This window comes from Microcoleus sp. Pol1C5, from assembly GCF_036701115.1.
Taxonomy (GTDB): Bacteria; Cyanobacteriota; Cyanobacteriia; order Cyanobacteriales; family Microcoleaceae; genus Microcoleus.
This window is the reverse complement of the sequence record NZ_JAUBQE010000096.1, coordinates 1-12,156: the sequence shown is the minus strand read 5'-3', so window position 1 is coordinate 12,156 and position 12,156 is coordinate 1. Positions and strand designations below refer to the sequence as shown.

Here is a 12,156-nt window from a genome sequence, read left to right as displayed (position 1 = left end):
TCTAGGGAGTAGGGTTTCATTTTTCTCTTTCTTATCACCTCTACTATTGTACCTAATCGTTAAGCAAAGTGCTGTAAAATAATCCCCGATCTTCTATTTATAAATACTTTGGCGAGATTTGAGTTCATAGTAGATGGTCCACCAGTATCACAACAAGCTCGCAGGCGAGATCGTCTTAAAGCTTGGAAAATGACGGTTAGGCAAGAGGCTGAAAAATACTGGTCTTCAGAGCAAAAAACAGCTACGGGGCTCGTTATGCTCCAGATAACTTACAGCACTTCCGGATGTTATGAGGTACAGTAGCAGCAATTAGTAAACCAGTTTTTGAGATGTTTGGGATTCATTAAGTCAAGAGCCACAGCAATTATGGTGTCAACCATTTTAGTAGTGGTTGGTGAAAACTGTCGCAACAAAGATTTAAGCTGAGACCACCATAATTCAATCGGATTAAAATCAGGAGAGTAGGGGGACAAACACAAGATGGAAGCACCCACAGCTTCAATCATAGGCTTAATAGAAGCTAGTTTATGAGCGGGTAAATTATCCATAACTACTACTGCTCCCGACCACAATCTTGGGACTAAACATTTCTCGATAAATACTTCAAATGCTTGGCTATCCATCGAGTTATCTATTGTCATTAATGCCACTACTTCCTGGAGACTAATTGCACCAATTACTGTGACTTTTTCCCCTCGATAAAAAGGTTTGACGACCTAGGCTCTAGTTCCTCGTTCCGAGCGTGCATGAGTTCGTCTTAAACCTAGCAAGACTCCAGTCTCATCTAGAAACACTAGGTTGTTTGGCTCGATATCCTTGACTTTTTCCCAATACTCTAACCTTAACTTCATCACTCTTTTTGTCCCTGCTTGGCTACTCCTGACCGTTTTTTTTTGCGATTTAATCCCAACTTCTGTAACGCGGTACACATTGCTGTTTTACCGACCCAATTTCCTGTTCTGTGGGCAAATAGCTCACACAACTCTAGTAAGGTTGCATCGGGATGTGCTGTCACTATTTCTCTTAACTCTGTTTCGGCATTATTCAAATGACTATACCTCGGTTTCCCTGTGGGTTTTGGCTGTACATTCCCCTCTATTTTTTGTTGTTTGACAAGCTTTTGAACTAAGCTTTTACTCACAGCAAATATTGCTGCGGTTGTTCGGATAGACAGCTTTTGCTCGCTTATGTGCTGCTACTATTTTTTTTCGCAAATCAATTGAATATGCTTTCATGGGGATATTATTTTTTAGTCGATTATATTGTACCTCATAACATCCGAAAGTGCTGTATTTCTACGATTCTGTTAAAATTGATGTGGACAACATAGTAAAGCAAATTCAAGATGCAATTATTGGCTTAGCCTACGTGGATGACGCTAAAATAACCGATGTTCTAGTCCGGCAGAGGAATTTATCGGGTAACTTTACAGTAGAAAATATGACCTCGACCCTAGCGGAAGGATTTGCTCGTGGCAATGAATTCTTGCACATTGTCGTAATTGATGATCCTGACCAAGAGGTACTGACACGATGGCAACCCCAACTGCAAACATAGAAAGAGAGCGATTACTGAAATTAGCAGAGGAGTATCGGGAGAGAGGTTACGAGGTTTCATTTCATCCCAACCTTGAAGATTTACCTGAATTCCTGAAAAGCTATCGCCCCGATATGATAGTGCGCCGGGGCGAAGAATCGGTGGTTATTGCAGTCAAGTCACGCGCTTCACTCAAGTCACCCTCTACTACATATCTACGTAATTTAGCCCAAGCAGTAGCAGAAAATCCCGGCTGGAGGTTTGAGTTAGTGATCACTAACTCGGAGGATGCAGTCGATATTTCCAAAGCTGAGGATTCTTTTCAAGAGCATGAAATAGAGTGGGGTTTGCAAGTCGCCAAGCAACTTGTAACACAACATCTAGAGTCAGCAATGCTATATTCTTGGTCTTTAGTTGAGGCAACTTTGAGGATTGTTGCCCATAAAGAAGAGCTAAGTTTGCAAAGATTAGAACCGCTGTATTTAGTGAAAGAACTGACGGTTGAGGGCGTGATTTCTAAATCCGAATATCAGTTATTAATGTATGCGCTTTCTTTGCGGAACGCTATTGCTCATGGGTTTAAAACTACACAACTTACGCAAAATTCTGTGTGCGAACTGATTGAGGTTACAGAGAAAATATTGAAAGATAATACGGCGGTTGTCTAAAGCAAAAAGGTTGAGTTTCCTTTCGTTAACCCAACCTATTAATAATGTAATGAAATCAAACTTAAGAGTTTAGCCTTGATTCACAACAGTCGGTTTTAAACTTTCCTGTGACTTCGATCGCTCTAAACCATTTTGCACTTCCACAGATTCCTTAATCGGTTTCCGCGTCTCAATTAAACTCAAAGCTTTGTTGACACTTTCAGGTAAAATCACTACCAAACTGCCGGCTTGCGCCTCGTCTAAAGCTTTGTTAACGGCCGTTGTTTCGTCGAGAATCAACTCGTATTCAACTTGGGATTTGTTGGCGGTTCCTGCAGAAATCGCCTCTGCAATTCCCTGGCAAATTAACTGTGCCACAACACCGGGTTCTCGCCCGCGCCTGTCAATATCTTCCTTGACAATAATACGATCGAACATCTCGGCCGAAAGTTTGCCCAGCGTGACAAAATCTTCATCTCGGCGGTCTCCGGGCGCACCTACTACTCCTATCCGCCGTCCCGGCCAATTCAGCACGAAACTACCCAAAGCTTTGTAGCTGTGGGGGTTGTGGGCGTAGTCTAGCAAAGCGTGATAGTTGCCCAATTTAAACAAATTCATCCTTCCGGGAGTTTGACCGACGGATGCTTGGAAGCTGGACAAAGCAGCGCGAATATCTTCTATTTTCAATCCTTGGGCAAAAGCCGCCAAACAAGCTGCTAAAGCATTGGCAATCATAAACGGCGCGCGCCCGCCCATCGTCAGCGGCACGTTCACAGCCTGCTCAATTCTCAGCGTCCAATCGCCTTTCAAGATCGACAAATACCCATTTTCGTAAATCGCTGCCAGCCCGCCCGCAGCGGTATGTTTGGCAACCAGTTCGTTGTCCGGGTTCATCGAAAAATATGCAATTTGAGCCTTGACACGCTGGGCCATTTGTGATACTAGCGGGTCATCTGCATTCAAAACTGCATAGCCTTTGGGCATTACCGACTCGACGAGAACGCTCTTGAGTTTGGCTAGTTGTTCCACGGTGTCGATGTCGCCAATTCCCAAGTGATCTGCCGCGACGTTCAAGACGACGCCGACATCGCACTGATCGAAGCCGAGGCCCGATCGCAAAATTCCGCCTCTAGCCGTTTCCAGCACCGCCACTTCCACCGTGGGGTCAGACAAAATCAATTGAGCACTCTGCGGCCCGGTATTGTCTCCGCTTTCGACCAAATAATCGCCGATGTAAGTCCCGTCGGTAGTCGTGTAGCCGGTAATCTGACCTGTCTGCTTGACAATGTGAGCAAGTAGGCGAGTGGTTGTCGTTTTGCCGTTGGTTCCCGTTACCGCTAAAATCGGCACCCGGCTGGGTTGAGGCGAGGGGAAAAGCATATCGAAGACGGCGCCGGCAACGTTGCGGGGTAAACCCTGACTCGGGGCGACGTGCATTCTGAAACCCGGTGCTGCGTTGACTTCGACGATGACGCCGTTGACATCGCGCAGGGGTTGGGAGATGTCGGGAGTTACTACGTCAATGCCGGCAATGTCCAAACCGATAATTTTGGCGACTCTGGAAAACAGCCAGACGTTTTCTGGGTGGATTTCGTCGGTGCGATCGACTGCAATTCCACCGGTACTCAAGTTTGCTGTCGCCCGCAAAAATACTCTTTCGCCGGCGGGCACTACGGAGTCCATCGCGTATCCTTGTTTTTGCAGCAAATCCAGGGACAATTTGTCGATCGTGATCCGGGTGAGCACGTTGTCGTGTCCGTCTCCTCGCTGCGGGTCGCGGTTTACTTCTTCAATAAGCTGTTCTACTGTAGATCTGCCGTTGCCTACGACGTTAGCGGGGACTCGTTCTGCAACTGCTATGACTTGCCCGTTGACTACCAATACTCTGTGGTCGCGGCCGACGTAATAGCGCTCGACTATCACGCTTTTTGTTTTTGATGCCGCGCTGGCTAAATCGTAAGCTTCTTCTGCTGCTTCCCAGGAATTGATGTCGATCGTAATGCCGCGGCCGTGGTTGCCGTCTAGGGGTTTGAGGACGATCGGATAACCGCCGACATCTTCGATCGCCCCGCGCAGTTCATCCAAATAATGAATCACCGTTCCTCTGGGAACCGGTACACCGGCGCTGGCGAGGATATTTTTGGTCCCTTCCTTGTCACAGGCAAGTTCTACTCCCAAAACTCCCGTGCGGTTGCTCAGAGTTGCCTGAATCCGCTTTTGGTGAACCCCGTAGCCTAGTTGAATCATAAACCGGGCGCTCAAAGGTATCCAAGGAATGCCGCGCGCTTCTGCTTCCTTGATCAGTGTTTCCGTGCTCGGCCCTAGGGCTGCCGACGCAGCAAATTCTCTCAGGTCTCTCAAATCTTGGACTAATTCTGCTGCTGGATAAGTGCCTGTCTCGGCAATGCTTTGGCACATCCGCACCCCCGCCCGGGCTGCATAGCGACCTGCTTGTTCGTGTTGATACTCGATTACTACTTGGTAAATGCCTGGGGTCGCAGTCTCGCGGGTGCGACCGAACCCGACCGGCATTCCTGCCATTTCCTGAAGTTCTAGGGCGACGTGTTCGATTACGTGTCCCATCATTGTGCCTTCTCTGACCCGTTGCAGGAATCCTCCCTGATGGCCTGGAGAACAGTGATGGTCGTTCAAACTCGGAAGTGCGGCGATCAACCCTTCATAGAAGCCAGGAATTTCCGCTGTGGTTTTATCTGCCCACTCCTCTAAATCCAGACGCATCAGGACGAGTTTCTGGCGTCGGATGCTCCAGTAGTTGGGGCCGCGTAAGGTCTGGATTTTAAGTATTTTCATGGCAGTTAGAGGGGTATGGGGCGCGAAATCTTATAGATAATTGGAGCATTTATTCAATTTCGATCTAGATTGCTCGATCGACTGTTCGCTGCGAACAGTTTGGGAGTGAATTTCCAGTTATGGGCTACCCAATTGAAAATTCATGCCCGTACGATCGGCTAAAAACAAGTACAGGCCAATGGCTAGCCAAAACTCAAAGCCCGAAGCTAGAATTTTCTGTGGTTCGGCCTGGGGTCAGACCGTGGCGGCTTCGGAATCTATTCTATTTTTGTATCCATGATTCGGCCGGAATGTCGCCTAATTTCTGCCGAATCAATGACAAGAGATGTTCTACGTTAGTTTGCTGTCCGGCATTCGGGGGGCCAGCCAGACTCGGAACAGGCTCCTGATGGCATTGGTTTGCCGAGGGGCATATTGTAGCAATCTCCGTGACATAGAACGTGCAAGCGCATATTGAACAGACTTAAGGGTTCTGTCGCTCCTACCATAGACTCATTGGTATAAAAATTTTCCCTAGAATCAACAATAGTCACAGTGCCTTTACCGAGAATTTTCATAGTATCGTCTCCCTCAAACAAGGCGCAGGTGTCTTCGTCAATACCAATAGCGAGGCGATCGGGATGGCAAGCTACAGCCGACAGCAAGCGAGCCATGCGGTTGCGGTTGTGAAAATGCTGATCGACGATGATCTCAGGAATAATGTTAAGTCCGTTTGCCATGTCTACTAAAGAGCGGTTTGGTGACGCCCCACTCCCACCGCCTGCAATCATGTGATATCCCATCACCGCAGCACCCGCGCTGGTGCCAGCGAGCGTAATCTTGCCTTCGAGAGTTTCTTTGCGAATTTTTTCCATCAGCGGGGTGTCCGCCAGCAGTCCACAGAGCCGCAGTTGGTCGCCGCCTGTGATGAATACGCCCGTACAGTCTTCTAAGTAATCTTTCCAGACGGGGTTTTCGCCTTGTTCGCGTTCGCGGATGTCCACTACTTTGACTGCGTTAACGCCCATTTCGTCAAATATGGTGCGGTAGCGGTTGCTAATTCCTTCGGGATCTCGCGAAGCGCACGGAACGATCGCCAGCCGAGCGTTTGCACCCCCAGCACGGCAAAAAAAGGTGTTCAAAATCTCTCGCCCGTGAACTTTGTCTTCGGCTCCACCGATGACCATAATCGAGGTTTTCGTGCGCTGGGGAATATTATGTTCAAGAGCTTGAGATGTCAACTGCTGCATGGTGTGTCTTCCTCTGTTGGATGTGAAATTCAATTTTGCCGTTGCTGTGGGTACAATAGGGCTTTTTAAGAATAAATTTTTGTTTGTGGCAGTGAGGTGCGATCGCCGATCGCGCGATCCCGCAGTTGTTTGGCGGCGAGTTTGCTTGCAGTCGCTGTCATGAAAAACTGATTTATTGTTGTACAAAACGGGCCCGCCGACAAAGGAAGAGAATTTAACTTGCAAAAATTTTCAGAAATTATAAGAAATTATAAAGAATAAAGCAATTACTGAAAACTGAACTCCCCCTAAAGGTCAAACTAGAGGTGATGTATCAATAAAATTCCAATAATTGTGCGCTTTGACGTAGTTACCTTATTTCCAGAATTTTTCCGGGCTCCCCTAGAGTCGGGACTGATGGGCAAAGCCTTAGCTAAAAAGATTGCTGAGGTGAATTTTGTCAATCCCCGCGATTTTACCACAGACAAACACCAGCGAGTCGATGACGAGCCTTACGGGGGCGGAGTGGGGATGCTGATGAAGCCGGAACCGATTTTTGCTGCGGTGGAGTCGCTGCCGATTTTGCCGCGGCGGGAGGTGATTTTGCTGACTCCCCAGGGGGAACCGATGCAGCAGGGGATGTTTCGGGAGTTGGCGGCCGATCGCGATCAGTTGGTGTTGATTTGCGGTCATTATGAAGGTGTGGACGATCGAGTCCTGCATTTGGTCACTCGCGAGGTGTCTTTGGGGGATTTTGTGCTCACGGGGGGCGAAATTCCGGCTTTGGCTTTGATTAATGGGGTTTTGCGATTGCTGCGGGGAACTGTGGGCAAGGAAGATTCCCTAAAGTTTGAGAGTTTTGAGGACGGACTTTTGGATTATCCGCAGTACACTCGACCGGCGGATTTTCGGGGATTGAAGGTGCCCGACGTGTTGCTGTCTGGTAATCACGCAGAAATTGCTCGCTGGCGCAAGCAACAGCAAATTGAAAGAACTCGATCGCGCCGGCTGGATTTGTACGATCGGTGGTTGGAGGAAAGGGGAGAATAGGAGAAGGGAGAAAGAAGAAGTTATCCCATATGATTTAGCGGGCCAACTCCGAACCCAATTTGATCGACAACGCCGATTTTTGTAACACTTCTGCTGACTGAAGCTTTCAAACCTTCAGCAGCTAAAAGCTGTTTTAGTCGATATGTCTCAGATTTAGTTCCGATCAAAACAGAACCAGGCATCTTCTTTTTTAGCTTCATAGCTTCAGCTAATAACAACGACATAGCCTCACGCATAATTTTTGTTACAACTGTTGCACGTTGTTCTTTTTCCAATACAATCAAGTTCCAAGTCCCTTCTTTTGCTAGAATCTCTTCTCTTATTTCGTCAGGTATAGTATGAGTATCATTTAACTCGATTGCCTCCCCACAATGAGAGCAGCTATAAGATAAATGCCAAACAAGTTTTTTGCAAAGAGCAAAGAGAGAGTGACCAACCAACATCTGTATGTCTTGGTCACAATTACCACATAGTCCGTAAATTAAGACCATACTTTTTCACCTATATCCCCGCAAATATGAAATAATTGTTTTTTGCTATACTTCCAAAACCTCAATTTTACATGAACATCCGCATCGGCAACGGCTACGACATTCACTGCTTAGTTCCAGAACGCCCCCTCATCCTCGGCGGCGTGCACATTCCCCACGAATTAGGCTTATTAGGACACAGCGACGCCGACGTACTTACCCACGCTATCATGGATGCCATGCTCGGAGCTCTCAGCTTAGGAGATATCGGGCTGTATTTCCCGCCAACTGACCCGAAATGGAAAGGTGCTGACAGTCTCGTACTGCTGGCACAAGTGAATCAGTTAATATTAGATAAAGGCTGGGAAATCGGCAATATTGATTCGGTGGTGGTGGCAGAACGTCCAAAGCTGAAACCGCATATTGAGCAAATGCGCGATCGGCTTTCTGCTGTCCTACAATTAAAACCCGACCAACTCGGCATCAAAGCTACTACAAACGAAAAATTAGGTCCTGTGGGGAGAGAAGAAGGAATTGCGGCTTACGCTGTAGTTTTGGTAAGCAAAAAATAAAACTTGGGTTTGATAGTAGAAGTTGAATTTACTTAAACTTATACCCTAAGAAGGCTGAAAACATGGAAACTGAAACCTTGGAAGTAGAACTACCCATAGACGCGGATATTGTCGCGTTGGATAAGGACGATCGCATAGTCGCGCTAATCGAGGTCAAAATTATTCAAGCTCAAGAAACAGCAGCAAAAAAGCAGAGGATTGCTGATTACATGATATCTTGGATGAAAGCTGCGTTAGCGAAGATGTCCGAACAACGCACAGTCATTCCCTATGCTATGTTGGTTGACACCGAACAAATTCGAATTTTCAAATGGGACGGCGTGAATTTATCTGAACCAGTTTGCTCTCTAAACACTGGTGAAATACTTCGTTATTATCAGCCTAACTTTGGTAGCAAAGGGATATTTGGACATACGATTGAAACGCTGGTAGAAGCGTGGCTGCATGACTTAGCCTATCACTGGAAATCAGAAATTCCCCCAGAGTCTGAACAGATAGCAGCAATCGGTTTGCTGCAGCTGCTAGCAGGTGGAACAACAAAATCCGGAGTGAAATTAGGTGGCAATTTTATATATCGAGACTAACTTTTTGATGAGTATTGCTACAGGGCGCGAGGCTGAAGCAATTATGTTGCTGCGGGATTTATCGTCAGCAGTTCAGTTGGTCATACCCAGCATTTGTTATATGGAGTCTCTGTCGGCTTTAGAGGACGAGGTGAAGCGACAAAACAAGTTTAAGGAAAAGCTAACGTGTCAAATTAGTGAAACAAAGCGAGATGTGACATCTGAACAGGTCGGATCTCTATCTTTTCACCTAGAAGAGTCATTGATTTACTATAGCAATCGAATAGATGAAATTCAATTTCGCTTGCGTGAAGCAATTTATATGCTGTCGCGGAATGCAGAAATGATTGTATTAAATACAGAGATTATCGAAGCAAGCTTAAACACAACTCTCATCGCCAAAGACCCAACAGACAATTTGATTTTACACTGTATCTTGAGTCATGCCTGCTTGCGCCCCACCGAAACCAAAGCATTTCTAAGTGGCAACGTCAAAGAATTTCGCAAAGTACCAGAAGTTAAATATGCTTTGGAGGAAGTAGGGATAAAGTATTTTTCGCGCACTGAAAACTTTCTAGGTTGGCTACAATCTCAGTCATAGTTGCACGCAGGTGGTAAACTAAAAAATTATGAAAATTTCTATGATGTTACATTCAAAGCGCCGCTGGCTGGCGATTTTAATGGCTGCAATTGCCACCATAACTCTGTCTGCGTGTACTCCAGCCCGATCGAACTTAGCAAACAGGCTCATCGTTCCCACCCCCAGCGGCCCGGGTACCTTTAACTACCCGCTAAATCAATCTGCATACAGCGTTTTTGGCTATATGTACGAGGGATTGATCAACGAAAACGGCTTGACCTCGGAGCTAGAACCCGGTTTAGCCGAGTCGTGGGAAGTTTCTAAAGATGGCAAAAAGATTGTCTTCACCCTGCGAGAGGGGTTGAAATGGTCGGACGGCGAACCGATGACTACTGATGACATTATCTTCAGCTATGAAAAGATTTATTTCAATGACAAAATCCCTAGCGGTTTGAAAGATAATCTGAGGGTTGGCATGAGTCGCCAATTCCCAAAAGTTAAAAAAATTGACAGCCGCCGCGTTGAATTTTCTGTTGCAGAACCCTTTGCTCCCTTTATTAGATATGCTGGGGGAATCCCTATTTTACCAGCTCATATTTTACAGGAAGCTGTCGAAAATACAGATGCAGACGGCAAGCCTAAATACCTGAGTACGTGGGCCACGGATACTGACCCTAAAAAAATTGTCGGCAACGGTCAATACCGAATGCTGAGTTATACTCCTAATCAGCGCGTTGTTTTGGAACGAAATCCGTATTTTTGGCGCAAAGATGCTGAGGGAAATGTCCAGCCTTACATCCAGCAAATTGTTTGGCAAGTTATCGAAAATACTGATAATCAACTGCTGAATTTTCGATCGGGCGATTTGGATACTCTAAACGTGGAGCCGGAAGTGTTTCCGCTGCTGAAACGGGAGGAAAAACGCGGCAAATATACGGTCTTCAACGGCGGTCCGGATACTGGCAGCGTGTTTATGTGTTTCAATCTGAATAAGGGGCGCAATGCTCAAAATCAGCCGTTTGTAGACCCGGTTAAGTCTCGCTGGTTCGCGAGTAAAGAATTTCGGCAGGCGATCGCCTATGGCATCAACCGCGAGGCGATGACTAACAATATCTATCGCGGACTTGGCGCGCCGCTGCATTCCCCAATTCCGGCGCAAAGCCCGTTCTACCTGTCCCCAGAACAGGGATTGAAAACTTACAGTTACGATTTGGAAAAAGCCAAAGAGTTGCTCTTAAGTGCTGGTTTCAAATATAACAGTGAGGGACAATTATTGGATGCAGAGAGCAACAAAGTGCGATTTACTTTGTTGATGGCTGCGGGTAAAAAAGTTCGGGAACAAATGGGAACACAGATTAAGCAAGATTTAGGCAAACTGGGGATGCAAATTGATACGCAGTTCCTGAGTTTTAACACTTATGTGGAAAAACTGCGATTGACGCGGAATTGGGATACTTACCTGGGCGGTTTTACGGGAGGTACTGAACCGCACAGCGGCTACAATATTTGGTCAGTCAATGGAACTTTGCACAGTTTCAACCAGGGCCCGCAATCCGGAGAACCCCCGATTAAAGGTTGGGAAGTGTACGACTGGGAGCAGAAAATCGATGACCTTTATGTGAAGGCTTCCCAGGAGCTTGATGAGGCGAAGCGCAAGGAGCTTTATGGAGAAACGCAGCGGATTATAGCGGAACAAGTTCCTTTTGTTTATATGGTAAATCCGCTGACTTTTGAGGCGGTGCGCGATCGCGTTTCGGGAATTCGCTATAGTGCCCTCGGCGGTGCTTTCTGGAATTTGTACGAGCTGAAAATAACAGAATAGTCAGCAGTTAGCAGTCATTAGTCAGTCATTAATTAATGGAACCTGAAATTTTACAGAAGTTACTCGAATCTGTGGCAGCAGGCGATGTGAGCCCGATCGCAGCTTTGGATAAATTAAAGCATTTTGACTTTGAACAAGTCGGCGATTTTGCCAAAATTGACCACCACCGTACTTTAAGAACGGGTTTTCCTGAAGTAATTTGGGGACCGGGGAAAACGCCAGACCAAATTGTTGAGATTATCGAGGCGATGCGCGGGCGAAATTCTGCGGTGATGGCGACACGAATCGAACCGGAAGTTTTCGAGCAATTGCAACAAAAAATACCCGATTTGTGCTACTACCAAAAGGCTCGAATTTGTGCAATTTCAGCTAATTCCTCAACTCGGCAGCATCCGGGTACTGTGACTATTATCAGTGCGGGAACGGCGGATTTGCCTGTAGCGGAAGAGGCGGCAATTACTGCGGAACTTTGCGGCTTTCAGGTGCGACGTTTGTGGGATGTCGGAGTTGCCGGCATTCACCGCTTGCTGAGCAACCGGCACGTAATTACCGATGCTGATGTGTTGATTGCGGTTGCGGGTATGGAAGGCGCTTTGGCGAGTGTGGTTGCGGGTTTAGCAGATTGTCCGGTGATCGCTGTGCCGACAAGTGTAGGTTACGGCGCGAGTTTTGGCGGGATTGCTCCTCTTTTAACTATGCTCAATTCTTGTGCGGCTGGTGTGGGTGTGGTGAATATTGATAATGGGTTTGGGGCGGCGATTTTGGCTTGTCAAATTCTGAGAACTGCGGGGAAAGTGGAGAGAAGAGGAGAGGGGGAGAATAGTTAGGGCTTGCTGAATAAGTCCAAAAAACTCAAAAAAGTTCGAGCGCGCTATTGCCCGCCCACGCTCAACATAA

Annotated in this window: 12 protein-coding genes and 1 pseudogene; 8 read left to right on the top strand and 5 right to left on the bottom strand. The window is 46.8% G+C overall.

The annotated features are described in order from the left end of the window. Positions 1 to 287: 287 nt before the first annotated feature. Together QUA23_RS29765 and QUA23_RS29760 are read right to left on the bottom strand one after the other, a co-directional pair. Positions 288 to 686: pseudogene (locus QUA23_RS29765) on the bottom strand (transposase); the annotation flags it as partial. A gap of 164 nt (positions 687 to 850) precedes the next feature. Continuing rightward, positions 851 to 1,141, bottom strand: a complete 291-nt coding sequence (locus tag QUA23_RS29760) for a hypothetical protein (RefSeq protein ID WP_333079446.1) — start codon at positions 1,139 to 1,141, stop codon at positions 851 to 853. 176 nt (positions 1,142 to 1,317) lie between these two features. Here QUA23_RS29760 and QUA23_RS29755 point away from each other — a divergent pair, with 176 nt between their 5' ends. Both QUA23_RS29755 and QUA23_RS29750 read left to right on the top strand, forming a co-directional pair. Beyond that, positions 1,318 to 1,557 (top strand): RusA family crossover junction endodeoxyribonuclease, encoded by a 240-nt coding sequence (locus QUA23_RS29755; protein ID WP_333079445.1) that lies wholly within the window; start codon positions 1,318 to 1,320, stop codon positions 1,555 to 1,557. Next, on the top strand, positions 1,533 to 2,204 hold the full coding sequence (locus QUA23_RS29750) for a hypothetical protein (RefSeq protein ID WP_333079444.1): 672 nt from the start codon (positions 1,533 to 1,535) through the stop codon (positions 2,202 to 2,204). Before QUA23_RS29755 ends, QUA23_RS29750 begins: the two co-directional genes overlap by 25 nt. Before the next feature lie 69 nt (positions 2,205 to 2,273). Here the strand turns inward: QUA23_RS29750 and cphA are convergent, their stop codons facing one another. Together cphA and QUA23_RS29740 are read right to left on the bottom strand one after the other, a co-directional pair. Next, positions 2,274 to 4,994: a cyanophycin synthetase gene (cphA, locus tag QUA23_RS29745; RefSeq protein ID WP_333079443.1), complete on the bottom strand. Its 2,721-nt coding sequence runs from the start codon at positions 4,992 to 4,994 to the stop codon at positions 2,274 to 2,276. A 335-nt stretch (positions 4,995 to 5,329) separates the two neighbouring features. Further along, positions 5,330 to 6,223, bottom strand: coding sequence for a cyanophycinase (locus tag QUA23_RS29740; RefSeq protein ID WP_333079448.1), 894 nt, complete (start codon positions 6,221 to 6,223; stop codon positions 5,330 to 5,332). A 333-nt stretch (positions 6,224 to 6,556) separates the two neighbouring features. Here QUA23_RS29740 and trmD point away from each other — a divergent pair, with 333 nt between their 5' ends. Next, positions 6,557 to 7,252, top strand: a complete 696-nt coding sequence (gene trmD, locus QUA23_RS29735) for a tRNA (guanosine(37)-N1)-methyltransferase TrmD (RefSeq protein WP_333079441.1) — start codon at positions 6,557 to 6,559, stop codon at positions 7,250 to 7,252. A gap of 20 nt (positions 7,253 to 7,272) precedes the next feature. Here the strand turns inward: trmD and QUA23_RS29730 are convergent, their stop codons facing one another. Next, complete coding sequence (locus QUA23_RS29730) at positions 7,273 to 7,695, bottom strand: hypothetical protein (protein WP_333079440.1); 423 nt, start codon at positions 7,693 to 7,695, stop codon at positions 7,273 to 7,275. A 119-nt stretch (positions 7,696 to 7,814) separates the two neighbouring features. Between QUA23_RS29730 and ispF the strand changes: the two genes are divergently transcribed. From ispF to larB, 5 genes are all read left to right on the top strand, one after another. Then, positions 7,815 to 8,294: a 2-C-methyl-D-erythritol 2,4-cyclodiphosphate synthase gene (gene ispF / locus QUA23_RS29725; RefSeq protein ID WP_333079439.1), complete on the top strand. Its 480-nt coding sequence runs from the start codon at positions 7,815 to 7,817 to the stop codon at positions 8,292 to 8,294. A 62-nt stretch (positions 8,295 to 8,356) separates the two neighbouring features. Continuing rightward, positions 8,357 to 8,878 carry a hypothetical protein gene (locus QUA23_RS29720; protein ID WP_333079437.1) on the top strand — a complete coding sequence of 174 codons (522 nt, stop codon included), beginning with the start codon at positions 8,357 to 8,359 and terminating at the stop codon, positions 8,876 to 8,878. Then, positions 8,853 to 9,458, top strand: a complete 606-nt coding sequence (locus tag QUA23_RS29715; RefSeq protein WP_333079436.1) for a PIN domain-containing protein — start codon at positions 8,853 to 8,855, stop codon at positions 9,456 to 9,458. The genes QUA23_RS29720 and QUA23_RS29715 overlap by 26 nt, the downstream gene beginning before the upstream one ends. Positions 9,459 to 9,498: 40 nt before the next feature. Further along, positions 9,499 to 11,259 (top strand): ABC transporter substrate-binding protein, encoded by a 1,761-nt coding sequence (locus QUA23_RS29710; protein ID WP_333079435.1) that lies wholly within the window; start codon positions 9,499 to 9,501, stop codon positions 11,257 to 11,259. 35 nt (positions 11,260 to 11,294) lie between these two features. Beyond that, entirely contained in the window at positions 11,295 to 12,086 is a 792-nt protein-coding gene (gene larB, locus QUA23_RS29705; protein WP_333079434.1) for a nickel pincer cofactor biosynthesis protein LarB, read from the top strand. Positions 12,087 to 12,156: the final 70 nt, after the last annotated feature.